Below are 21,783 nucleotides of genomic sequence, written 5' to 3'. Positions count from 1 at the left end.
GAGCCCATGCTCGACTTACGCGCGCACCGCGCGGGTTTCCGTGCACCGAACGAAGAGCAGCCGAGCATGGGCTCGGCTCTACAGAACTACTTGGCCGACACCCGCCACACCACGTCGCCCACGTCGTCGGCGACCAGCAGCGCGCCCTCTGCATCCATGGCCATCCCCACCGGTGCACCCATCAGGGTCTTCTCGTCCTTCGAGGTGAAGCCGCTGACCACGGTCTGCGCCCGCCCGGTCGGCTTGCCATCCTTGAATGGTACGTACACCACTTCGTAGCCGCTCAGCGGTGAACGGTCCCAGCTGCCGTGTTCGCCGATGAAGGCACCGCCGTGGTACTGCGCCGGCAGTGCCTGGCCGGTGTAGAACAGCAACCCCAGCGGCGCCACGTGCGAGCCGATCGCGTAGTCCGGTGTGATCGCCTTGGCCACCAGGTCCGGCCGCTGCGGCTGCACGCGTTCGTCCACGTGCTGGCCGTAGTAGCTGTAGGGCCAGCCGTAGAAGCCATCCTCCTTCACCGAAGTAAGGTAATCCGGCACCAGATCGGCACCGATCTCATCGCGTTCGTTCGCAACAGCCCACAGCTTCCCGGTGCTCGGCTCCCAGTCCAGCCCGGTCGGATTGCGGATGCCCGAGGCGTAGATGCGGCTGCCGCGGGTGGCCACGTCCACTTCCAGCACCACCGCACGGCGGTATTCGACGGCCAGGCCGTTCTCGGTGATGTTGCTGTTGGAGCCCACGCCCACATACAGCTTGCGGCCATCACGGCTGGCCAGCAGTTCCTTGGTCCAGTGGTGGTTGATGGTGCTGGGCAGGTCGGTGAACTCGCGGCCCTTGTCCGACATGCGGGCTTCGCCGGGCACGTAGTGGTACTGCATGATGTTGCCGGTGTTGGCCACGTACAGCGTGTCGCCGATCAGCTGGATGCCGAACGGCGAATGCAGGCCCTCGATGTAGACGTGCTGGGTCCACGTGTTCGTTCCCGGCGCGCGGCGCAGCAGGGTGACCCGGTTCCCGCCCTTGCCGGCCTTGCCCGAGCGCGCTTTGACCTTGCCTGCAATCCACTGCTTGGGCGTGGTGACCGGTTCTTCGCCGGGGCCGTTGCCTTCCACCACCAGTACGTCGCCATTGGGCAGGGTCAGCAGGCGCCGCGGATGCTGCAGGTTGGCGGCGATGCGCTCGATCTTCAGGCCCTCGGCCACCGTGGGGGTCTGTCCATCAGCCCAGCCGACGCCCTTGGGCACCTGCATCGGCGGCATCAGGAAGTTGGCCGGCTTGGGCAGCGGCGGCTGCGGGCCCGACTGGTCGGCGGGATGGTATTCAGCCTTGCCGGCGCAGGCCGACAGCATCACGGCCAGCGCCAGGGCGCCCATGGTGGGCAGGATGTGCTTAGCCATGACGACCTCCCTGCAGCACCGGCGGCTGCAGTGACAGCAGGATCAGGCCCAGGGCGATCAGGGCCACGGTCAGCGCCGACAGGATCGTGCCCGGCACCGCAACGGCGTACGCATCGCGGCTGTGCACGAAGGCGTTCCAGATGGCCAGCACCACCGCGACCAGGTTGAGCAAGAAGTCGATGCGGTCGATGCGGGTGGCCGTGCCGTTGCGGCGCCAGACCGCGAACAGGTTGATCAGGCGCGGCACGATGGCGATCAGCAGGCCGAAGGTGATCAGCCAGGCGGCTGCCTTGCCCCACATCACCTCGGCGCTGTTGAGGTAGATCGCGTCGAAGATCAGTGCGCCGACGAAGAAACCGAAGGGTATCGGGTTCAACAGGCTGAACAGTGTGGTGCCGAGGCCGCGATGAGCCTGGGCGAGCGGATTGACCATCATCGTGCTCCGTGCGGAAGGGTGCACGGGCTGTAGTAGCACAGCGCGATGTGAGGGCGCGCGATGATGACCCGGCGGGGCTGCCACACCCTCCGCGCAGGCACCGCGCTAAGTGGATTCGTCCTCGCGCACCTCGTGGAAGGGCAGCATCGTCTCGAAGCCGAATTCGTGTTCCATGCTGGTGCGGACCAGGCCGCCGATGGCGTAGCGGCTGGTGTTGGCATGCACGTCTATGCCACCAGGCCGCCACTCGGTGCGCAGATGCAGCGTCTCTGCGCGTCGCATGACGATCCGTTCCTCCTGCAGCAGCGCGCGACGATGCTTCTTCATCAACAGGCGCAGCGGTTTCACCGTGGTGATGCCGAAGGCTGCCAGCTCGGGCAGCAACTCGCTGATATCGGCATCGTCGCCATAGTCGTGGCTGCGCGTATGCACGGACAGCACCACCTTGCGGATGACGGCAACCGAGAGCGGAGTCTGGTCCGCGCGTGCACGGGCACGCTGGCGTGCCTTCTTCATGTGTGACTTCACCTGCATGCGATTACCCACGTTCCCCGTACCTCGAAGCAAGCACGCGATGATGGCGTGAAGGCATTCGAGTGCCCCGTCATAACTTGACGTACTAAGTGTTTGTGACGCAATTGGCACATTCGCACATTGCGGGTGTGAAGAGGTAGGGGTTTGTTCGTTGTGTCGCGTTTGGCTCGTTGCGATGGGGCAGATCCGCCCCGCCGTCCTGCCATGCCGATTCACAACAGAAGGATTCGTGTATGAAGCGACACACGCAACGCTCCGCGCCACCGCGCTCTGCGCGCCTGGCCCTTGCCACTGCCCTGGTGCTGGGCAGTCTGGCCGTCACCGCCCAGGCCCAACAGGCCGATCCACTGGCGGGGATACAGTGGCACCTGCTCAACACCGGGCAGACGGTCCCGGCTGACACCCTGCCGGTGGCCGGCAACGACCTGAACGTGGATGGCCTGTTCCGCAACGGCATCCGCGGCCAGGGCGTCACCATCGCCATCGTCGATGATGGCCTGCAGATCGCGCACCCGGACCTGGCCGCCAACGTGGCGGCGGTGGCCGGCAAGAACTTCACCAATGGCTCGAACAACCCCACCCCGACCAACCCGGATGTCGACAACCACGGCACCATGGTCGGCGGCATTGCGGGCGCGGTGGGCGCCAACAACCTGGGCGTGCGCGGTGTGGCGCCGGCGGCGACGCTGAAAGGCTTCAACCCGATTTCGCGCTCGGCCCTGGGCAACCAGCAGAGCAACATCGAGTACGCCTGGTGGGACGGCGCGGAGTCGGCCGACGTGCAGGTGTTCAACAACAGCTGGGGTGCCGGCCCGGGCAATCCGAACCTGCCGCTGGCGTACAGCGAAAACACGATTCGTTCGTATGAGCAGGCACTGTCGGGCACGCGCGGTGGCCGTGGCGGCATCTACGTGAAGTCGGCCGGCAACAACTTCAACAATGCCTCGATCAGCCAGACCCAGGATGTCTGCACCACCGACACCAAGAACCGCAACACCGGCTGCGTGCCGGCCGGACGCGATCCGCGCAACAACCTGTTCAACGTGATCACCGTAGGCGCGGTGCGTGCCGATGGCGTGCGCTCGTCCTACTCCTCCACCGGCTCGGCGCTGTGGGTCTCGGCCTTTGGCGGTGAGTACGGCCTGCAGGCCCAGTACGCCCCCGGCCTGGTGGCACGCGCCTACGACCCGGCCATCGTCACCACCGACGTGACCGGGTGCGCGCAGGGCAGCAACAAGAACACCAACCGCCAGAACACCCTGGACAGCAACCTGTCGGCCATCGACAGCACCTGCAACTACACCGCCAAGATGAACGGCACCTCGGCGTCGGCGCCGATGGTCTCGGGCGTGGCGGCGCTGGTGCTGGAAGCCAATCCGAACCTGTCCTATCGCGATGTGAAGTACATCCTGGCTACCACCGCCACCCGCAACCACCCGAACCAGCCGGCGGTGACGCTGGCCGACGGCCGCACGCTGGTGCCGGGCTGGACGGTGAATGCTGCCGGCCGTGCCTACAGCAACTGGTATGGCTTCGGCGTGGTCAACGCTGCACGCGCGGTGCAGGTGGCCGAGAACTTCCAGTCGCTCGGTGCGCTGGTCGATAGCGGCTGGCGCAACACCACGCGTACCGTGGCCATCGGCAACACCTCGGCCGCCGCCGCACGCCTGACCTTCCAGCTGGCCAACGGCGCGCGCAACATCGAGAGCGTGCAGCTGGGCTTCCGGGTCAACCACCGCAACACGCGCCAGCTGCAGTTCGTGCTGGTGTCGCCCAGCGGCACCCGCAGCGTGGTGCAGCCGGCGTTCACCGCGATCGGTTCGGGCACGGGTGGCGCGCAGAGCAACTTCACCAGCTGGGACCTGCTGTCCAGCAATGCCTTCCTGGATGAGAACGCCACAGGCACCTGGACGCTGGAAGTGACCGACATGGGGCAGGCCGCGACCGCTGCATCGCGTGGCAACCTCGAATTCTTCAAGATCCGCGTTCTGGGGCACTGATGATGAAGACGACCATTCTGTTGAGCACGCTCACCTTCGCGGTGATGACCTCCCCTGCCTGGGCACAGAGCTCGGGGCAGACCCCTCCGGCCAGGACCCTGTCGACCGTGGATGCGCAGGAACTGAAGGCATCCGCTACCGGCCGCACATTCGACGTGGGCGGCACGCGTTTCCAGCTGTCGCCCTCGGCAACGGTAAAGCAGGCCAGCGGCGGCCAGTTCACGATCACCCCGCAGGCGGCGGCGACCACCAGCGCGCGTACCAAGCGTTCGCTGGATGGCGCCACCGCCGCGCCTGCTGATGCCGGTGCCGGCAAGTTCGCGGCGGCGGTGTCCCGTGACGGCGCGCCGGTGGTGGCGACCTCGCGGGTCAAGGTGTTCTTCACCGATGCAGCCTCGGCCCAGCGCGCAGCCGCCGCCACTGGCGGTACCGTGGTGAAGGTCTCCAAGGCTTCAGGCCAGGCCATCGTGGAGTACCCGTCGGTGAACGCGGCGCTGGATGCGACCACCAGGCTGCTGTCCATCGCCGGTATCCGCGCGATCGAGCCGGACGTGGTGCAGTGGGAAGAGACCAAGTAAGGCGTTGAGTGGTGCCCCTGGCCGGTTGGCTCTCCTGGCCGGCCGGGGGATTGGTGTGGGAGATGTGCCGACCAACGGTCGGCACCCACCGCGGTGGAGGTGACGTCAGCGCGCGGCGAGTGTGTCGCTTTGCTTGAGACTGCAGCTGGCCAGTGCGTCGTTACCTGCCGCTGGATGGGCCGGTTCCAGCAGCAGGCGCTGCACGTCGGAGAACAGCTTGTCCACCGGCATGCCATAGGGCGCGAACAGGCGCAGTCGACCCTGGCGGTCGAACACGTAGCCGCCGGCAATGTGGCTCATCGTGTAGGTATCCGGTACCTGACCGGGTTCCTTTTCGTAGAACGCCTTGAAGTCGCTGGCCATCGCCGCCAGCTGCGCTTCGTTGCCGACCAGCGCGATTGCCTTGGGGTCGAACGCTTCCACGTAGGTCCGCGCAACCTCCGGGGTGTCGCGGGCCGGGTCGACGCTGACGAACACCACCTGCAGCTGGTCGGCATCCTTGCCCATCAGGTGCTTGACCTGGCTGAGCTCGACCATGGTGGTCGGGCACACGTCCGGGCAGCTGGTGAAGCCGAAGAACAGATAGGTCACCTGCCCCTCCAGATCCTTGGGCACGCGCAAGGCGCCGCGGCTGTCGGGCATCGACCAGTGCTGGCCGAGCTCTTCGCAGGCGATGTCCTTGGAGTAGAAGTCCATGCGCGACTGCGCACTGCAACCGGCCAGCAGGCCGAGCAGCAGGCCTGCGGCCAGCCGCAGGCCACGTTGGGGGAACGCGATGCCTTTCACGGTTCGCAGGCTCAGTTGATCATCATGTGGTAGTGCATGCTCCAGATGATCCACACCGACAACGCAACGATGATGAACAGGATCACCAGGGTGAACACGAAGCTGGCCAGGTTCCAGCCACCTTCGGACTTGCGGTCCATGTGCAGGAAATAGACCAGCTGTACCAGGATCTGCGCCACCGCGAAGCCGACCAGCAGGAACAGCGTGAGCGGCCGCGACAGCACCGGGTTCATCACCAGTGCGAACGGCACCACGGTCAGCAGCGCGCACAGCACGAAGCCGATCAGGTAGGACTTGGTGGAGCCGTGCGCATTGCCGGCGCGCGAGGTTTCGACGTGGGCCATGTCAGAAGGCTCCGATCAGATAGACGAAGGTGAAGACGCAGATCCACACCAGGTCCAGGAAGTGCCAGAACAGGCTCAGGCACGACACACGGGTGATGTTGGTCGGGGTCAGGCCACGGCGGTAGACCTGGTGCATGACCACCGCCATCCAGATCAGGCCGCTGGCCACGTGCAGGCCGTGGGTGGCGACCAGCGCGAAGAACGCCGACAGGTAGGCACTGGTGCTGGGGCCCGCGCCTTCGTGGATCAGGTGCGAGAACTCGTAGATCTCCATGCCGATGAACGAGGCACCGAGCACGAAGGTCACGCCCAGCCAGCGCAGCACCGCCGAGGTGTCGTGGCGATGCATCGCCAGTACGGCCTGGCCGTAGGTGATGCTGGAGACCAGCAGCAGGAAGGTCTCGGCCATCACGAACGGCAGCGAGAACAGCTCCTTGCCGGTGGGGCCGCCGGCGTAGGCGGTGCTGAGCACCGCGTACGAGGCGAACAGCGAACCGAACAGCACCAGGTCGGACATGAGGTAGACCCACATGCCGAACACCTTCATGCCGCCCTGTTCGTGGCCGTGGTCGTGCTCGTGGTGGTCCTCATGCGCCTGCGTGTCGCTGGCCAGCTCGGGGCGGGTCAACAGGTTCATGCGCGTACCTCCTTCAACTTGGCCAGGCTGGCCGCTTCGGTGCGCGCCACCTCTTCGGAACTGACGTAGTAGTCCACGTCCTCGTCGTAGGACCGCACGATCAGGGTCACGATCATCGCGATGAAGCTGGCCGCGGCCATCCACCAGATGTGCCAGACCAGGGCGAAGCACAGCACCAGGATCCAGATGTTGAGGATCAGCGGCACGCCGGTGTTCTTCGGCATGTGGATCGGTGCGTACTTCTTCGGCGGCGGCGGCAGGCCGCGCTTCTTCGCTTCGTGGAAGGCGTCCAGCTCATCGGCCTTGGGCACCACGGCGAAGTTGTAGAACGGCGGCGGCGACGGCGTGGCCCATTCCAGCGTGCGTGCGTTCCACGGGTCGCCGGTCAGGTCCAGGTTGCGCTTGCGGTCGCGCACGCTCACGTAGATCTGCACCAGCATCAGGATGATGCCCGCGAACACGAACAGCGCACCGATGAAGGCGGCGATCAGGTACGGCGTCCACGCCGGGTTGTCGTACTGGTTCATGCGGCGGGTCATGCCCATGAAGCCGAGCATGTACAGCGGCATGAAGGCCAGGTAGAAGCCGATCACCCAGCACGCGAACGACCACTTGCCCAGGCGCTCGTTGAGGGTGAAGCCGAACACTTTCGGGAACCAGTAGGCGAAGCCGGCCAGGTAGCCGAACAGCGCGCCGCCGATGATGGTGTTGTGGAAGTGCGCGACCAGGAACAGGCTGTTGTGCAGCAGGAAATCCGCGCCCGGAATGGCCAGCAGCACGCCGGTCATGCCACCGATGGTGAAGGTGACCAGGAACGCGATGGTCCACAGCATCGGCACGCTGAACTCGACGCGGCCACCGTACATGGTGAACAGCCAGGTAAAGATCTTAACGCCGGTGGGAATGGCGATGATCATCGTCATGATGCCGAAGAAGGCATTGACGCTGGCACCGGAACCCATGGTGAAGAAGTGGTGCAGCCAGACGATGAACGACAGGATGCCGATCGCCAGCGTGGCGCCCACCATCGACTTGTAACCGAACAGCTTCTTGCGCGCGAACGTGGCAGTGACTTCAGAGAAGATGCCGAACGCCGGCAGCACCAGGATGTACACCTCCGGATGGCCCCAGGCCCACACCAGGTTCACGTACATCATCGGGTTGCCACCCAATGTGTTGGTGTAGAAGTTGAAGTCCAGGTAGCGATCCAGGGTGAGCGCGCCCAGCGCCACGGTCAGGATCGGGAAGGCGGCGATGATGATCACGCTGGTGACCAGCACGGTCCAGGTGAACACCGGCATCTTCATCAGGGTCATGCCCGGCGCACGCATGCGCAGGATGGTGATGAACAGGTTGACGCCGGTCAGCAACGTACCGATGCCGGACGCCTGCAGGGCCCAGATGTAGTAGTCGACACCTACGCCTGGACTGAACTCGATGCCCGACAGCGGCGGATAGGCGACCCAGCCGGTCATGGCGAATTCGCCAACGCCCAGCGAGATCATCATCAACGCTGCGCCGACTACGAAGATCCAGAAGCTGAAGGCGTTGAGGAACGGGAACGCCATGTCGCGCGCACCGATCTGCAGCGGCACGATGATATTCATCAGGCCGACCACGAACGGGGTGGCCACGAAGAAGATCATGATCACGCCGTGCGCGGTGAAGATCTGGTCGTAGTGCTCCGGTGGCAGGAAGCCGTCACTGCCCGGCCCGGCCGCGGCCAGCTGCGCGCGCATCATCAGCGCATCGGCAAAGCCACGCACCAGCATGACCAGCGCCACCACCACGTACATGATGCCGATCTTCTTGTGGTCCACGGTGGTGAACCAGTCACGCCAGAGCGGACCCCACAGCTTGAAGTACGTCACCGCGCCGAGCAGCGCGAGGCCGCCCAGCACCATGGCCGCCAATGTGACCACGACGATCGGCTCGTGCAGTGGCACAGCCTCCCACGTCAATTTACCCAACATGTTCGTTACTCCTGGGAAACCTGGGCACCGCCGGCAGCGCCCGCCGGGGTAGCAGCAGCGGTGTTCTCACCGACGCCGATGAACTGGTCGATGACCTTCTTGAACAGCAGCGGTTCAACACTGGAGAAGTGCTGCACCGGTGCGTTCTTCGACGGCGCGGCCAGCGCCTTGAACTGCGTGAAGCTGAGCGCGTCCGGCGCGCTGCGCACTTCGGCCACCCAGCGCTCGAAGTCTTCGTTGCTGCTGGCAGTGGCGATGAACTTCATGTTCGAGAAGCCATGCCCGCTGTAGTTGCCGGACATGCCACGGAACTGGCCGGGTTCGTTGGCGATCAGGTGCAGCTGCGTGCGCATGCCGGCCATCGCGTAGATCTGCCCACCCAGCTGCGGGATGAAGAAGGTATTCATCGTCGAGTTGGAGGTGATGTTGAATGCCAGCGGACGATTGGCCGGGAAGTTGAGCTGGTTGACCGTGGCGATGCCCAGGTCCGGGTACACGAACACCCACTTCCAGTCGGTGGCGATCACGTCCACGTGCAGCGGTTCGCCAGCCACGTCCAGCGGCTTGTAGGGGTCCAGCTCGTGGGTGGACTTCCACACGATCACCGCCAGCACCGCGATGATGATCAGCGGCACGCCCCAGACCACGATCTCCACCTTGGTGGAGTGCGACCAGTCCGGCGTGTATTTCGCTTTGGTGTTGCCGGCGCGGTAGCGCCACGCGAACACGAAGGTCAGCACGATGGCCGGTATCACCACGATCAGCATCAGGCCGATGCAGATCAGGATCAGGTCGCGCTGGGCGAGCCCGACCATGCCCTTCGAATCCAGCAGCACCCAGTCACAGCCCGACAGGCCGACGCAGGCCAGGGCGACCAGCGCCAGGCGGATGCGGTTCCAGCAGATATTCATTGGAGGTCAACCCTGTTGAAGAAGCGCGCTTGACCGGCTCGCCTGCGCGCAGCGCCCGGGCGTGGAGCGGCTACACTGTGGGTACGAGGTCGCCTACAAGAGGGCGAACCACTCCAATCAAGCCCATACAAGATACATCATTGTATGGACTTGTGCACCTGCACGTATGGAAAAACCTGACCGATGACGCCACCTGCCGCCGGCCGCCGCCTGAAACACCCCAATCGCACCTGGGTTCGCCCCTTCCGCGAGGGCGCCGGCCCGCTGTACCTGCAGATTGCCCAGCAGGTGCGCGAGGCGGTGGACGACGGCGTGCTGCGCCCGGGCGACCGGCTGCCGCCGCAGCGCGACCTGGCCCAGCAGGTGGGCGTGGACCTGACCACGGTCACCCGCGCCTTCGCCGAGCTGCGCCAGGCCGGCCTGCTGGATGCGCAGGGCGCCGGCGGTACCTTCATCGCACTGTCGGCCGGAAACCGCAGCACCTCAGTGGACCTGAGCATGAACATCCCGCCGCTGCTGGGCAGCGCGCCGTTCGCACGGGACATGGAGGCCGGTTTCCAGCACGTCGGGCAGCAGCTGGGCCAGGGCGAACTGATGAGCTACCACGTCGGCGCCGGCACCCGCGAGGACCGCGCCGCCGCCGTGCAGTGGCTGTCACCGATGCTGGGGATGGTCGGTGCCGACCAGGTGGTGATCTGCCCCGGTGCGCAGACCGCACTGTGCGCGCTGATCCTGGCCCGCACCCAGCCGGGCGAGCTGATCGCCGCCGAGGAGCTGACCTACCCGGGCCTGCTGGCCGCCGCGCGCGTGCTGCAGCGGGGCGTGGTGCCGGTGGCAATGGACGCCGAAGGCATGCTGCCCGATGCGCTGGAAGAAGCCTGCCAGCTGCGCCGCCCGCGCCTGCTGTACCTGGTACCGACCATCCAGAACCCGACCACGGCAACGATGTCGGCACAACGCCGGCAGGCCCTGTTGGCGGTCGCCAAGCGCCACGATCTGACCGTGATCGAAGACGATCCCTACTGGTTGCTGGCCGGGGACGCCGCACCGCCGTTGGCCGCCCATCGCGACGCCGGCTGCCCGGTGTATTACATCTCCACCCTGTCCAAGTGCCTGGCACCGGGCCTGCGCACCGCCTACCTGGTGGTGCCGGCCGGCGAACCGATGGAACCGGTGCTGGACGCCCTGCGTGCGATCGCGCTGATGCCGACCCAGTCAATGGTGGCGGTGGCCTCGCAGTGGATCCGCAGCGGCAAGGCCCAGGACATGGTGCAGCGCTTCCAGCAGGAGCTGCGCGAGCGCCAGGCCATTGCCGCCCGGTATCTGCCCACCCGCGCCCAGGCCCATCCGGCCGGCCTGCATGTGTGGCTGCCGCTGCCGCCACGGCTTGACCAGTACCGGCTGATCCAGGCCGCGCAGGAACAGGGCCTGGGCATCGCCAGTTCCGACGCCTTCAGCGTGGAAGAGCCGCCGCCGGGCAACGCCATCCGCCTGTCGCTGGGCGGCGCGGTCGACCAGGGCGCTTTGGCCGGGGCGCTGGCCAAGCTGAACGAGATCCTGTCCGAAGTTCCCGAGGCCCGGCACAACGCCATCGTCTGAGTCGTCCACGTGGCACGACATCCATACAAGATGATATTTTGTATGCAATGTATGGATGAAGGGACGTGCATCGATGCGCGCCGAGAAACTGAAGTTCCACCTGGTGATGGCCGGGTGCGGTGGCTTTGTGGTGCTGATGCTGGCCGCGCTGGCCTGGGTCTGCCTGCAGCCGCAGACCGTGGACGTAAAGGCCGCCGAACGCCACGCCATCGAGCAATGCGTGCAGCGCAGCGAGGATCCGTCGCGTAGCGAGATCCAGCGCCGCGCGCAGGCAGATTCCTGCCGCGAGATGCGCAAGCAGTACGTGCACAAGTTCGGCGGGGAAGACTCCTGATGGGCGCAGCCGCGCCGCGCCGCCGCTGGCTACTGCCGACGATGATCGCCCTCGCCTGCCTGTTCATGGCCGGCGTGGCGGCTGCACTGTGGCAGTACTTCGGTTACAGCGCGCAGTCCACGTTCACCGAACAGGCCATCGTCTTCGACGACTCGCAGCTGCGCCTGCCGGCCGATCTGGCCGGAGATACCGGCCGCATCCGCGTGGTGCATTTCTGGGACCCGGCCTGCGGGGTGTGCAACCGCGAGACCGGTGCCCACCTGAGCTACCTGATCAGCATGTACCGCCGCGCCGGCATCGACTTCTACGCGATCCGTCGCCCTGGCACGCAGGGCGAACTGCCCGAGCCGCTGCGCAACAAGGTGATCAACCTGCCGTCCATCGACGGCATCGAGCACATCCCGGCCAGCCCTGCGGTGGCGATCTGGGACCGGCAGGGCCATCTGGCCTACGCCGGCCCGTACAGCATCGGCATGGTCTGCAGCTCGGCCAACAGTTTCGTCGAACCGCTGCTGGACAGACTGGTGCGCGGCGAAACCGTGCGCCCCAAGGGACTGCTTGCCGTGGGCTGCTACTGCCCCTGGCAGGCCAAGCGCTGAGGACGCGCAATGACATCACTGGCTCTGGGTGGCGCGACCGCCGCAAACAACAACGGCGGTCACCTGTCCGAACCGACCGATGGTTGTGGACAGGCTCCCGCCGTTGGAAGCAACGATACGCCCCGACATGCTCCGTACATGCCGCGACCGGATGTCGCAGCGCGCGAGTGGGTGCAGGACGTGCTCGCGCACAGCGGCCCGATCTACCTGCGCATCGTCAATTCGCTGGAACGCACGGTGCGCCGTGGTGGTCTGGCACCGGGACAGCGCCTGCCCTCGCAGCGCGCGTTGGCGCAGCAGCTGGGCATCGACCTGACCACGGTCACCCGCGCCTTCGATGAAGCACGCAAGCGTGGCCTGATCGAAGCGCGTGGACCACAGGGCAGCTTCATCGCACCGCCCAAGGCCGGCTTCGACCAGGTGGTGGACCTGAGCATGAACGTGCCGCCGGTGCCCGACGCCGACGCGCTGGCAGAGACGCTGCGCCGTGGTGCCGCCGCCGTGCTTGCACGCAGCAACGCGCCGAACCTGATGACCTATCACCTGGGGGGCGGCAACCCCACTGATCGCCATGCCGCGGCGCGCTGGCTGCAGCCGATGCTGGGCGTCGTGGCTGACAACTGCCTGCTGCTGACCGAAGGCGCACAGGTGGCGCTGGCCGCGATCCTGGTCAGCCAGGGCCGCGATGGCGATACGATCCTCTGCGATGCGCTGGTCTACCCGGGCCTGCTGCAGGCCGCCGCCGCACTGGGCCGGCGGCTGCTGCCGGTGGACGGCGACGAACACGGCATGTGTCCTGCAGCGCTGCTGCGGCAGGCACGCGAAAGCGGCGCGCGCCTGGTCTATCTCAATCCCACCTGCCAGAACCCGACCGCGCTGACCCTGCCGCTGCAGCGGCGCGAGGCGCTGGCGCGTGTACTGGAGAGCGAAGGCCTGCTGGCGATCGAGGATGATCCGTACTGGCACCTCGCCGAAGAGGCACCGATACCCCTGGCAGCATTGGCACCGCGCCATGTGTTCTATGTAGCGACGCTGTCGAAGGTGATCAGCCCCGGCCTGCGCACCGCATTCGTGCAATGCCCGAGCGCTGTGCACGCCGAGGCGATGACGGCGGCGTTGCGGGCGACGCGGCTGATGGGCCATCCGCTGGTCTCGGCATTGGCCAGCCAACTGCTGCTGGATGGTTCGGCGCAGTCACTGCTGGCCCAGGTACGCGCCGAGGCACGCGAGCGCATGCGCATGGCACGTTACCTGCTCGCGCCGTCGCTGCTGCAGCGCGCGGAGGGCCTGCATGCCTGGTGCCGGATACCGGCACCCTGGACCGACGCCACGCTGGTGCGTACCGCACAGCTGCAGGGGCTGGCGATTGCGCCGTCATCGGCGTTCTGTCCGCCGGGGGTCTCGCTCCAGTACGGCGTGCGGTTGTCGCTGGGGCTGGCGGCGGACCGACGGCAGCTGGAGAGTGCGTTGCGGCGGATTGACCGGTTGTTGTTGTCCGATGCGTTGCCGGCGATCGAGCGGTAGCCCCCACCCGATCGGTAGTGCCGGCCGCTGGCCGGCAGCTGCTCGTGGGCGACGATCATGAGGTTGCCGGCCAGCGGCCGGCACTACCGTTCATGATCAGGCCAATGCGGAGAGCGCCGTCACCAACGCATCCATCTGCTCGGGCCGGGTGAACACCGACGGCGTCACCCGCACGCAGGCGCCGGAGTCCAAGCCGTCGCGATGGGTGGTGAATATCCGATGTTCATCAAGCAGGCGCTTCTGCAGCGCGATGTTGTCTGCCACGCTGATGCGCCCGCGCAGGCGGAAGCTGGCCAGGGCGCTGGCCAGCGCCGGATCCGGCGAAGACAGCACTTCGATATGCGCCATCCGCCGCGCCGGTACGGTCCAGCGCTCGCGAAGAAAGCGCAGGCGCGCCTGCTTGTTGGCCACGCCGATGCGCTGGTGCAATGCGATCGCTTCTGGCAGCGCCAGGTAAGCGGCGAAGTTGACCGTGCCGGTGTGCACACGGCTGCCCACGCGGCCATCGTCGGTTTCACCCATGTACGGGTCGAGGTCCGCAACGCGGCCCTTGCGCACATACATCGCGCCGACGCCGACCGGCGCACCGATCCACTTGTGCAGGTTGATGCCGACGAAGTCGGCCTTGAGCTGCGGCACCGCGTAGTCGATCTGGCCGAACCCATGCGCCGCATCGACGATCACGTCGATATCGCGTGCGCGTGCGCGCTCGGCGATTTCGGCCACCGGCAGCACCAGCCCATGGCGATGGCTGACCTGGGTCAGCAGCACCAGCTTCAGGCGTGGCAGCCGCGCGAACGCGGCCTCGTAGGCCTGCAGGATCTGCACATGGTCGGGCACCACCGGCAGCGCGATGCGCTCGACCTGCACGCCACGGCGCTGCTGCAGCCAACGCATCGCACCGATCATGCTGTCGTAGTCGATGTCGGCGTACAGCACCTGGTCGCCGGGCCGCAGGCGGTTGTAGCCACCGATCAGCGCCAGCATCGCCTCGGTGGCGCCTCGGGTCAGTGCGATCTCATCCACGCCCACGCCCAGCAGTTCGGCCACCTGCCGCTGCACCGCCATGTACTGCGCCGGGAACGCATGACGGCCATACCAGGCGTTGCCACGGTTCACTTCAGCGGTATTGCGCTGGTAACTGGCCAGCGTTTCGCGGCCCATCGCGCCCCAGTAGCCATTCTCCAGGTGGTTCACTTCGTCGGTGATGTCGAAGTGGCTGGCCACGGCGGCCCAGTAGCTCTCATCGCGGGCCAGCACGTCCGGCGCCACGGTCGTTGCGGGAATCTGCATGGACGCAGCGTAACGCGTGGCAGCCATGGCGGGCAGTGAAGACAGTGCGGCTGCGGCCGGCAGCAAGGAGCCGGCACGCAACAGGAAGCGGCGGGTCGGGTCCATCAGAAGCTCAGCCGGTACTGCGCGTACAGGTTGGCGCCGTCGGTGTCGTACGGCGCGTTGCGCGAGTAGACCAGGCCGCGACTGGCCTGGAACGTGGCTTCGTCCGGATAGCGGTCGAACACGTTGTCGGCACCCACGCGCAGGCTGTGATGTTCGTTGATGCGATAGCCGACAGCCAGGTCGAGGAAGCTCATCGCGCCGAAGCGCTGGTAGATATCGCCCACTGCATTGCCGCTGGAATCGGTCCAGGCGCCGTAGTAGCGCATGCGTGCCATCAGCGACCAGGCGCCGATGTCCCAGCTGCCGGTCAGGCTGCCCTTGTGCTCGGGCAGGCGGTCTTCGAACAGCACGCGCTGGGTCTCATTGGTTGCCACCGAGGTGCTGCCGTTGTCCACGCGGGTGCGGTTGTAGTTGTAGGCCAGGGTCAGCGTCATGCGGCCGGCGCCGAGGTCGCGCAGGTAGTTGCCGACCACGTCCACGCCGGTGGTGGTGGTATCGAAGTCGTTGGTGAAATAGTTCACCGAGGTATAGCCCAGCGGATTGGGCGTACCGGCCGGAATGGCGAAACTGGCCGACTGGCTGAAGCGGTCGCTGAGCTTGATCTGGTAGACATCCACCGAACCGGACAGGCCCAGGTCGGTGCGCCAGGTCAGGCCCAGCGAGGCGGTGCCCGATTCTTCGGGCTTCAACGGCTTGGCCCCAAGCAGCTGCGCCAGCGGATCGTTCGGCGACAGGCGGCCACTGGTGAAGATCTGCAGCGTGCGCGTGTCCAACCCCTGGGTGGTACTGGTGGTGTTGAGCTGCGCCGGCGTCGGCGCACGGAAGCCGGTGGACACGGTACCGCGCAGGGCTACATCCGGCGTGATCGCGAAGCGCGCCGACAGCTTGCCGTCCAGCGTGCTGCCGAAGCTGGAGAAGTCCTCGTAGCGGCTGGCCGCACCGATGCTCCAGCGCTCGCCCAGCGGCACTTCCATATCCACATAGGCGGCCTTGCTGCGCTGGCTCCACTGCCCGGCCTGGCTGGCCGAGAAACCGGGCGCACCATTGGAATTGGCCTCCAGGCCTGCAGCCGCGCCCGGACCCACCGCGTACGACGCCGGGTCACCGGCGCGCACCTGGTAGGTCTCCTGGCGGAACTCGCCACCGAAGGCGACGTTGATCGGCCTGGTCAGCGCGGCCACGTCCCACTCATAGTTGAAGTCGGCGTTGGCGTTCTTCTCGGTCTGGGTCAGGCGGCCGAGATCGAACGCGGTCGGGCTGGCGGGACCCAGCGAGGCATTGATCGAATTCTTCAGGCTGTAGTCGATGGCGTTGCGGCCATACGAGGCGCTCACGTCCCAGCGCAGCTTGGGTGTGATCTCGCCGCGCAGGCCGCCGACCAGCTGCAGGTCATTCTGGACGTTGCCGTACTGCGGGCTGAAGCCGACCGGATACAGCGAGCGCAGGTTCCAGCCCGGGAAGATGGCGGTGGTGCGATACGCGCCAGTGGTGGTATCCGGGTTGCGCCAATTGAAATCGCTGACACCGTCGCTGTGGCTGTACAGGCCGAAGGCATAGAGCTCCAGCGTCTCGCTGGCATTGGCCTTCACGTTGAAGCCGACGCGGCGGCTTTCCAGTTCCGGCTGGCCCCAGCGCTGCACCGGGTTGGGCACCTCCAGCTCCGGATGTACAGCCTGGAAGGCGATCGCATCCGGGCGCTGGCGGGTACGCGAGGTGGCGTCTGAATTGGACGACTCGGCGAACAGCACCAGGCTGCCATAGTCGCCCAGCGACCAGCCGGTGCGCGCACTGAAGTCGCGCGAGGCACCGTCGCCCTGCGCGTACTGCGAATAGCCGGCGGTGATCCCGGTGCCGGGGCCGTCCTCAAGAATGATGTTGATGACACCGGCGATGGCGTCCGAGCCGTACTGCGCCGATGCGCCGTCGCGCAGCACTTCGATGCGCTTGATCGCGCTGGTCGGAATCTGTGCAAGGTCGGCCGCCTGTGCACCACGGTTGCCGAGCAGCGCGCTGCGGTGGAAGCGACGCCCGTTGACCAGCACCAGGGTCTGGTCCGGCGACAGGCCACGCAGCGTAGCCGGACGCACGAACACCTGGCCGTCCGCCATCGGCAGGCGCTGCACCACGAATGATGGCACCAGCTGGGCAAGCACGTCCTTCAGATCGGTGGATTCAACGGAGCTGATGTCTTCCTTGCTGAACACGTCCACCGGCGCCAGCGTTTCGAACTGGGTGCGGTTGGACGCACGGGTGCCGGTGACCAGCATTGCATCAAGCTGGGTGGGCGCGACGCGGCTGCCGCCTGCGGCATCGACCGCATCGGCCTCCGCTGCGATCGCGCCTCCTGCGCTGGCCATGGAAAGGGCGAGGAGGATGGAACGCGAAAGCTTCGAACGATGCACGGCAGGACTCCGGGAGGACGCGACAGGGCCAGCACCTGCAGGGATATCCCAGGCCTGGACAAGGCGCGCAGTCTCGGCGCGATCTGTGAAGGAGGCATGACGTCAGTGCGACAGCTTGAGTGCGCGCAGGCGCAAGAACTGCTAAACGCCACGCCTGCCGATCCGCTACTGTGTCCAGCATCGGATTCATGGAACGACAGGATGAGTGCGGCAGGCAAGGCGGTGTGGTACATCGAAACCCATGCGGAGCAGCCGCTGGCCTTGGCCGATATCGCCGCTGCGGTGGGACTGTCGCCATTCCATCTGTCGCGCCTGTTCCAGGCCCGCACCGGCACGTCGGTGGTCCGTTACCTGCGTGGGCGCCGCTTGACAACGGCCGCGCAGCGGCTGGCCAACGGCGCATGCGACATCCTGCAGGTGGCGATTGGCGCGGGCTACACCACCCATGCCGCGTTTACCCGTGCCTTCAGCGAACAGTTCGGGCAGACACCGGAACGGGTACGCGAACAGGGCACCGATGGGCTGGCGCTGGTGCAGGCGATCCGCGTGGACGAGGCGCCGGTTGCCTGCGCTGAGGCGCCACAGCTGCTCGACACCCCGGCCTTCCAGCTGGCCGGCATCGGCATGCGCCATACCCGCAACAGCGGCGGTGCCATTCCCGGGCAGTGGGCCCAGCTCAACCGGGAATGGCCGGCGCCGGCCCCGGTCAGTTTTGGGGTGTGCTGCAACAACGACGACGGCGGCGGCTTCGACTATATCGCCGCGCTGCCGATTGGTTCACTTGGCCCTGTACCCGCGCACTGGCAGCGCGTGGATGTGCCCGCACGACGCTACTTGGTGGCCTGGCACGGCGGGCACATCTCGGCCATCCGCTCGACCTGGTTCTGGTTGCTGGATCACTACCTGCCCAGCGCCGGCCTCAGCCTGGCCGACGCGCCGGACCTGGAGCGCTACGACGCCCGGTTCAACGAGCACACTGGCAACGGCGGCGTGGAGATCTGGCTGCCGGTAGACGAAGGTCCCTGCTGACATGGAGCTGAAGATGCGCGTGAACATCACAATTGTCGGGCTGCTGCTGATGGCAGCGGCGCTCTCCGCCCACGCAGGCGACACCTGGAAAGCCGGCGAGCGCCATGGCACCACGACGGTGGCCAGTGCCGCCGTGCGCGATGCGCAGCACCGCAGCACCCTGCGCTACACGGTGTGGTATCCGGCACCGGCCGATAGCAGCGAAGTCGAGGTGACCATCGGGCCGCCTGGCACGCCCCTGTTCGATGTTGGTCGCTCGGCGATGGATGCGCCGCCCGCAGGCGCTCGCCTGCCGACACTGCTGCTGTCGCATGGCAACGGCGGCAGCGCGCGCATGATGGGCTGGCTGGGCACCGCGCTGGCACGGAAAGGTTATCTGGTGATCGCAGTCGATCATCCCGGCAACAATGGTGCCGACCAGATGACCCTCCATGGCAGCATGTTGACCTGGCTGCGCGCGGATGATCTGCGCGCGGCACTGGCGGCCGTGCAGGCCGATCCAGTGCTGGGCCCGCACGTCGATCCTGAACGCCTGGGTGTTGCCGGTTTCTCGGCCGGTGGCTACACCGCGCTGTTGGCGGCTGGGGCGCAACCGGACCTGCAGCGACTGCTGGCGTTCTGCACGGCGCATCCGGATGACGGCGTCTGCCGGCCTCAACAGGAAGCGGCAACGCACACGATGGAGGCGCGTGTTGCCGCTGCGGCGTCGGCCGAGCTGTCGCCGTGGATGTCCCACGCCAACGACGCACGCGCCATTCCCGGCGTGCGCGCGGTGTTCCTGCTGGCACCGGCGATCATCCAGGCCTTCGCGCCCGAGCAGCTGTCCTCGTTGCGGCTGCCCGTGTCGATTGTGCTTGGCGAGGCTGACACGGTTGCGCCGCCACAGACCAATGGCGCGGCCGCGCGTGCAGTGATTGCGGGCGCTGCACTGCAGCTGCTGCCAGGTGTCGGCCATTACGATTTCCTCGCCGCATGCACCCCGACCGGGCAGCAGCGGCTGCAGGACCTCTGCAGCACGTCAGTGCCAAAGGCAAAGACCCACGCGCAGACAGTGGACGCAGCAGTGCGGTTCTTCGACCATTCACTGCGCTAGTGGCCGCCGGGCGTGGCCCGGCGCTACAGTGGGCGCGTCCACGGAGAATCGATCATGCGCCTGCTGCACCTCACCCTGCCGGTATCCGACGTCGCTTCCGTGGCCGCGTATTTCCATGATGTGCTGCAGCAGCGCGTGGTCGGCAACCATGTGCACACCGGCTGGAGCACCATCGAACTGCAGCCGGCGGGTGATTACCCCGTCGGTGGCGTGCACCTGGCCTTCAACGTACCGGACAACCGCTTCGGCGAGGCGATGGCCTGGTTGCGCGAACGGGCCCCGCTGCAACGTAATCCTGAGGGCCTGGATTACTTTGCGCTGGAGAGCAGCTGGCAGTCGCAGTCGGTGTACTTCACCGGTCCTGATGGCCTGATCCTCGAGTTGATCGGCCGGCGCCGTCTGCCAGTCAGCACGCGCGCAGGCGCCTTCCATGGCAGTGAGCTGACCTGCCTGAGCGAGGTTGGCCTACCCAGCCACGATGTCGATGCGGTGCGCGAACAGTCCAGCCAGCGCTTCGGCCTGCAGCCGATCAGCCCGCCGTCGCCGCAGTTCGCGCCGATGGGCGACGACGAAGGCCTGCTGATCGTGGTTGCTGCGGACCGGCGCTGGTTCCCCGAGCAGAAAGACCTGCCCGGTGCCCAGGGCGTGCAGCTGCAGGTGGGTGATGTGAACGGTAGCGGCGAACTGCGCGATGCCGCGCTGGGCTGGCGGGTGTGGGCGGCCTGAGCTACCAGCTGCCCGAAGCGCCGCCGCCGCCGCTGCGACCACCACCACCGGACCAGCCGCCGGAACTGCTCGAGGACGAACTCGACGACGAGGTGCTGGACGAGGAACGGTAACCTTGGGACGACCTTCGTCCGCTGCGTGCTTTTTCGCCGGGCAGCAGGGTGAACAGCCAGATGAAGTACAGGAACAGCGTGCCTACGCTGGACACGATCATCGCCAACACGCGTGCGTTCTCGTCGCTGGCCCGGTCGATGGCCAGCAGCGCGCCCAGCGCATAGGCGCCGGTCAACAGCACCAGTACCACCAGCCGCACGGCGAAGCTGTTGCGGTTCTTGCGCCAGCGCGCGCGGCCGGCCCGCACCAGGAAGAACACCAGCATGGCGGCAAGGGCGACCGCCAGGTTCAGCAACGTGTGCAGGGCAAGGCTGGGCGGCAACTGGCCACGGACCAGCATCACCGCGAAGAAACCGATACTGACGGCCAACATGCCGCACAGCACGATGCGCACACCACGGCTGCGACGCCAGCACCATCCCAGCAGCGCCGCCACCGGTACAGCAGGTAACAGCACGAAGAACAGCGCAGGCAGCACATGCCGCGGCAGCAGCAGCGTCGCCGAAACCAACCCAGCGGCCATCACTGCCGTTACCAGCAGCGGTCTACCCCAGGCAGGCAATGTCGGCCAATTCGGCCTGGGCATTGCCGCATTGGCTGCCGATGCCTTGCGCCGCCGCTCACGGCGTTTAAAGCTGAACTCGGCCTCGGTCCTGGTGGCCAGCAGGCGCGGCGGTGATCGCCACAGACCGGCCAGGAACCCCACCAGCAACGTCAGGGCAACGACCGAATCCCCTGTGCGCCAATCCGCTGGCAACAGGTTGCGTGCGGATGAATCTTCCTGGGGCGGCAGCGGCTCGCCATCGATCAACGCCACCAGCACCTTGCTGCCGTCCAGCAGGCCCTGGTCCAGGTCTCCCTCACGCAGGCGCGGCACGATCGCCTTGTCGATGATGCGCGCGGCATAGGCATCGGGAACGGTGCCTTCCAGGCCATAGCCGGTCTGGATGCGTACGCGCCTGTCCTGCACTGCCACCAGCAGCAACACCCCGTCATCGACACCGGCGCGGCCCAGCTGCCACTGTTCGAAGACGCGCTGTGCATAGGCTTCGATGCCGTCATCGCCAACACTGGGCACCACCAGCACCTGCAGTTGCGCGCCTTTGCGTGCCTGCAGCTGCAATGCCTGCTCGCGCAGCGTGGCGCGGGTGCTGGCGGACAGCGCGTTGGCGGTGTCCACCACCGGATCATCCAGTGCCGGGATCGCGGCCGCCGCCAGCACTGGCAGCGGCAACAGGCAGAGCAGCAGTGCCAGCCCTACCCGCTGCCATGCGTTGCGCCACCGCAGCACCCGGCTCATGTGGACGCCGTGCCTTGCAATGGCGGCGTGCTGTGCATCATGCGAAACGGCATCCGTGTATGTCCTTGC

At 66.6% G+C, this 21,783-nt stretch carries 20 protein-coding genes; 9 read left to right on the top strand and 11 right to left on the bottom strand.

Annotation, left to right across the window (positions count from 1 at the left end):
* Window positions 1-86 precede the first annotated feature (86 nt).
* The 3 genes from AC5P6A_RS09400 to AC5P6A_RS09390 all read right to left on the bottom strand — a co-directional run bounded on the left by AC5P6A_RS09400 (window position 87) and on the right by AC5P6A_RS09390 (window position 2,349).
* Window positions 87-1,397, bottom strand: coding sequence for a PQQ-dependent sugar dehydrogenase (locus AC5P6A_RS09400; protein ID WP_495222300.1), 1,311 nt, complete (start codon window positions 1,395-1,397; stop codon window positions 87-89).
* The gene (locus AC5P6A_RS09395) at window positions 1,390-1,830 is read right to left on the bottom strand and encodes a DUF2231 domain-containing protein (protein WP_021201954.1); all 441 of its coding nucleotides are present in this window, start codon (window positions 1,828-1,830) and stop codon (window positions 1,390-1,392) included. The genes AC5P6A_RS09400 and AC5P6A_RS09395 overlap by 8 nt, the downstream gene beginning before the upstream one ends.
* Window positions 1,831-1,938: 108 nt before the next feature.
* Entirely contained in the window at window positions 1,939-2,349 is a 411-nt protein-coding gene (locus AC5P6A_RS09390) for a hypothetical protein (RefSeq protein ID WP_242015502.1), read from the bottom strand.
* Between the two features lie 251 nt (window positions 2,350-2,600).
* Here AC5P6A_RS09390 and AC5P6A_RS09385 point away from each other — a divergent pair, with 251 nt between their 5' ends.
* Together AC5P6A_RS09385 and AC5P6A_RS09380 are read left to right on the top strand one after the other, a co-directional pair.
* The gene (locus AC5P6A_RS09385; RefSeq protein ID WP_049441989.1) at window positions 2,601-4,367 is read left to right on the top strand and encodes a S8 family serine peptidase; all 1,767 of its coding nucleotides are present in this window, start codon (window positions 2,601-2,603) and stop codon (window positions 4,365-4,367) included.
* A complete protein-coding gene (locus AC5P6A_RS09380) occupies window positions 4,367-4,945 on the top strand; it encodes a DNA breaking-rejoining protein (RefSeq protein WP_346473401.1) in 579 nt (192 codons plus the stop codon). The genes AC5P6A_RS09385 and AC5P6A_RS09380 overlap by 1 nt, the downstream gene beginning before the upstream one ends.
* Window positions 4,946-5,050: 105 nt before the next feature.
* On the opposite strand, the gene AC5P6A_RS09375 is transcribed toward AC5P6A_RS09380, so the two are convergent.
* The 5 genes from AC5P6A_RS09375 to cyoA are packed head-to-tail and all read right to left on the bottom strand — an operon-like array spanning window position 5,051 to window position 9,596.
* Window positions 5,051-5,731, bottom strand: coding sequence for an SCO family protein (locus AC5P6A_RS09375; RefSeq protein ID WP_346715030.1), 681 nt, complete (start codon window positions 5,729-5,731; stop codon window positions 5,051-5,053).
* Window positions 5,732-5,742: 11 nt separating this feature from the next.
* A complete protein-coding gene (gene cyoD / locus AC5P6A_RS09370) occupies window positions 5,743-6,075 on the bottom strand; it encodes a cytochrome o ubiquinol oxidase subunit IV (protein WP_005411473.1) in 333 nt (110 codons plus the stop codon).
* Between the two features lies 1 nt (window position 6,076).
* Window positions 6,077-6,712: a cytochrome o ubiquinol oxidase subunit III gene (gene cyoC, locus AC5P6A_RS09365; RefSeq protein WP_005414759.1), complete on the bottom strand. Its 636-nt coding sequence runs from the start codon at window positions 6,710-6,712 to the stop codon at window positions 6,077-6,079.
* Window positions 6,709-8,685 carry a cytochrome o ubiquinol oxidase subunit I gene (cyoB, locus tag AC5P6A_RS09360; protein WP_014038802.1) on the bottom strand — a complete coding sequence of 659 codons (1,977 nt, stop codon included), beginning with the start codon at window positions 8,683-8,685 and terminating at the stop codon, window positions 6,709-6,711. Before cyoB ends, cyoC begins: the two co-directional genes overlap by 4 nt.
* Window positions 8,686-8,690: 5 nt before the next feature.
* Entirely contained in the window at window positions 8,691-9,596 is a 906-nt protein-coding gene (cyoA, locus tag AC5P6A_RS09355; protein ID WP_010482114.1) for a ubiquinol oxidase subunit II, read from the bottom strand.
* Window positions 9,597-9,779: 183 nt separating this feature from the next.
* On the opposite strand from cyoA, the gene AC5P6A_RS09350 reads away from it, so the two are divergent.
* Genes AC5P6A_RS09350 through AC5P6A_RS09335 form a run of 4 tightly spaced genes read left to right on the top strand, consistent with a single transcriptional unit; the run spans window position 9,780 to window position 13,652 of the window.
* The gene (locus tag AC5P6A_RS09350) at window positions 9,780-11,195 is read left to right on the top strand and encodes an aminotransferase-like domain-containing protein (protein ID WP_346469706.1); all 1,416 of its coding nucleotides are present in this window, start codon (window positions 9,780-9,782) and stop codon (window positions 11,193-11,195) included.
* Between the two features lie 55 nt (window positions 11,196-11,250).
* Window positions 11,251-11,529, top strand: coding sequence for a hypothetical protein (locus AC5P6A_RS09345; RefSeq protein WP_227853757.1), 279 nt, complete (start codon window positions 11,251-11,253; stop codon window positions 11,527-11,529).
* Complete coding sequence (locus AC5P6A_RS09340; RefSeq protein WP_346715029.1) at window positions 11,529-12,128, top strand: DUF6436 domain-containing protein; 600 nt, start codon at window positions 11,529-11,531, stop codon at window positions 12,126-12,128. The genes AC5P6A_RS09345 and AC5P6A_RS09340 overlap by 1 nt, the downstream gene beginning before the upstream one ends.
* Before the next feature lie 9 nt (window positions 12,129-12,137).
* Window positions 12,138-13,652: an aminotransferase-like domain-containing protein gene (locus tag AC5P6A_RS09335; RefSeq protein ID WP_346715028.1), complete on the top strand. Its 1,515-nt coding sequence runs from the start codon at window positions 12,138-12,140 to the stop codon at window positions 13,650-13,652.
* 96 nt (window positions 13,653-13,748) lie between these two features.
* On the opposite strand, the gene AC5P6A_RS09330 is transcribed toward AC5P6A_RS09335, so the two are convergent.
* Window positions 13,749-15,050 (bottom strand): aminotransferase class V-fold PLP-dependent enzyme, encoded by a 1,302-nt coding sequence (locus AC5P6A_RS09330; protein ID WP_495222299.1) that lies wholly within the window; start codon window positions 15,048-15,050, stop codon window positions 13,749-13,751.
* On the bottom strand, window positions 15,050-17,452 hold the full coding sequence (locus AC5P6A_RS09325; protein WP_346715026.1) for a TonB-dependent receptor plug domain-containing protein: 2,403 nt from the start codon (window positions 17,450-17,452) through the stop codon (window positions 15,050-15,052). Before AC5P6A_RS09325 ends, AC5P6A_RS09330 begins: the two co-directional genes overlap by 1 nt.
* Before the next feature lie 201 nt (window positions 17,453-17,653).
* Between AC5P6A_RS09325 and AC5P6A_RS09320 the strand changes: the two genes are divergently transcribed.
* From AC5P6A_RS09320 to AC5P6A_RS09310, 3 genes are read left to right on the top strand one after another with little or no spacing between them, the layout of a single operon-like run.
* Entirely contained in the window at window positions 17,654-18,481 is an 828-nt protein-coding gene (locus tag AC5P6A_RS09320; RefSeq protein ID WP_346715025.1) for an AraC family transcriptional regulator, read from the top strand.
* Window positions 18,482-18,530: 49 nt separating this feature from the next.
* Window positions 18,531-19,574 (top strand): alpha/beta hydrolase family protein, encoded by a 1,044-nt coding sequence (locus tag AC5P6A_RS09315; protein WP_429001274.1) that lies wholly within the window; start codon window positions 18,531-18,533, stop codon window positions 19,572-19,574.
* Window positions 19,575-19,628: 54 nt separating this feature from the next.
* Window positions 19,629-20,300: a VOC family protein gene (locus tag AC5P6A_RS09310; RefSeq protein WP_111104532.1), complete on the top strand. Its 672-nt coding sequence runs from the start codon at window positions 19,629-19,631 to the stop codon at window positions 20,298-20,300.
* A 1-nt stretch (window position 20,301) separates the two neighbouring features.
* On the opposite strand, the gene AC5P6A_RS09305 is transcribed toward AC5P6A_RS09310, so the two are convergent.
* Window positions 20,302-21,714 (bottom strand): TPM domain-containing protein, encoded by a 1,413-nt coding sequence (locus tag AC5P6A_RS09305; protein WP_346715023.1) that lies wholly within the window; start codon window positions 21,712-21,714, stop codon window positions 20,302-20,304.
* Between the last annotated feature and the right edge of the window lie 69 nt (window positions 21,715-21,783).

The organism is Stenotrophomonas sp. YJH_SMC_20 (assembly GCF_059367845.1).
The sequence above is the reverse complement of the archived record's forward strand: the minus strand, read 5'-3'. Positions and strand labels throughout refer to the sequence as shown.

Excerpts from the sequence above, each read along its gene's own strand:
- AC5P6A_RS09335 (WP_346715028.1), top strand. The coding sequence starts at position 12,138 with ATGACATCACTGGCTCTGGGTGGCGCGACCGCCGCAAACAACAACGGC.
- AC5P6A_RS09390 (WP_242015502.1), bottom strand. The coding sequence starts at position 2,349 with ATGAAGAAGGCACGCCAGCGTGCCCGTGCACGCGCGGACCAGACTCCG.
- AC5P6A_RS09350 (WP_346469706.1), top strand. The coding sequence starts at position 9,780 with ATGACGCCACCTGCCGCCGGCCGCCGCCTGAAACACCCCAATCGCACC.
- AC5P6A_RS09315 (WP_429001274.1), top strand. The coding sequence starts at position 18,531 with ATGGCAGCGGCGCTCTCCGCCCACGCAGGCGACACCTGGAAAGCCGGC.
- AC5P6A_RS09310 (WP_111104532.1), top strand. The coding sequence starts at position 19,629 with ATGCGCCTGCTGCACCTCACCCTGCCGGTATCCGACGTCGCTTCCGTG.
- AC5P6A_RS09305 (WP_346715023.1), bottom strand. The coding sequence starts at position 21,714 with ATGAGCCGGGTGCTGCGGTGGCGCAACGCATGGCAGCGGGTAGGGCTG.
- AC5P6A_RS09395 (WP_021201954.1), bottom strand. The coding sequence starts at position 1,830 with ATGGTCAATCCGCTCGCCCAGGCTCATCGCGGCCTCGGCACCACACTG.
- AC5P6A_RS09400 (WP_495222300.1), bottom strand. The coding sequence starts at position 1,397 with ATGGCTAAGCACATCCTGCCCACCATGGGCGCCCTGGCGCTGGCCGTG.
- cyoB (WP_014038802.1), bottom strand. The coding sequence starts at position 8,685 with ATGTTGGGTAAATTGACGTGGGAGGCTGTGCCACTGCACGAGCCGATC.
- AC5P6A_RS09330 (WP_495222299.1), bottom strand. The coding sequence starts at position 15,050 with ATGGACCCGACCCGCCGCTTCCTGTTGCGTGCCGGCTCCTTGCTGCCG.
- AC5P6A_RS09385 (WP_049441989.1), top strand. The coding sequence starts at position 2,601 with ATGAAGCGACACACGCAACGCTCCGCGCCACCGCGCTCTGCGCGCCTG.
- cyoA (WP_010482114.1), bottom strand. The coding sequence starts at position 9,596 with ATGAATATCTGCTGGAACCGCATCCGCCTGGCGCTGGTCGCCCTGGCC.
- cyoC (WP_005414759.1), bottom strand. The coding sequence starts at position 6,712 with ATGAACCTGTTGACCCGCCCCGAGCTGGCCAGCGACACGCAGGCGCAT.
- AC5P6A_RS09345 (WP_227853757.1), top strand. The coding sequence starts at position 11,251 with ATGAAGGGACGTGCATCGATGCGCGCCGAGAAACTGAAGTTCCACCTG.
- AC5P6A_RS09380 (WP_346473401.1), top strand. The coding sequence starts at position 4,367 with ATGATGAAGACGACCATTCTGTTGAGCACGCTCACCTTCGCGGTGATG.
- cyoD (WP_005411473.1), bottom strand. The coding sequence starts at position 6,075 with ATGGCCCACGTCGAAACCTCGCGCGCCGGCAATGCGCACGGCTCCACC.
- AC5P6A_RS09340 (WP_346715029.1), top strand. The coding sequence starts at position 11,529 with ATGGGCGCAGCCGCGCCGCGCCGCCGCTGGCTACTGCCGACGATGATC.
- AC5P6A_RS09320 (WP_346715025.1), top strand. The coding sequence starts at position 17,654 with ATGAGTGCGGCAGGCAAGGCGGTGTGGTACATCGAAACCCATGCGGAG.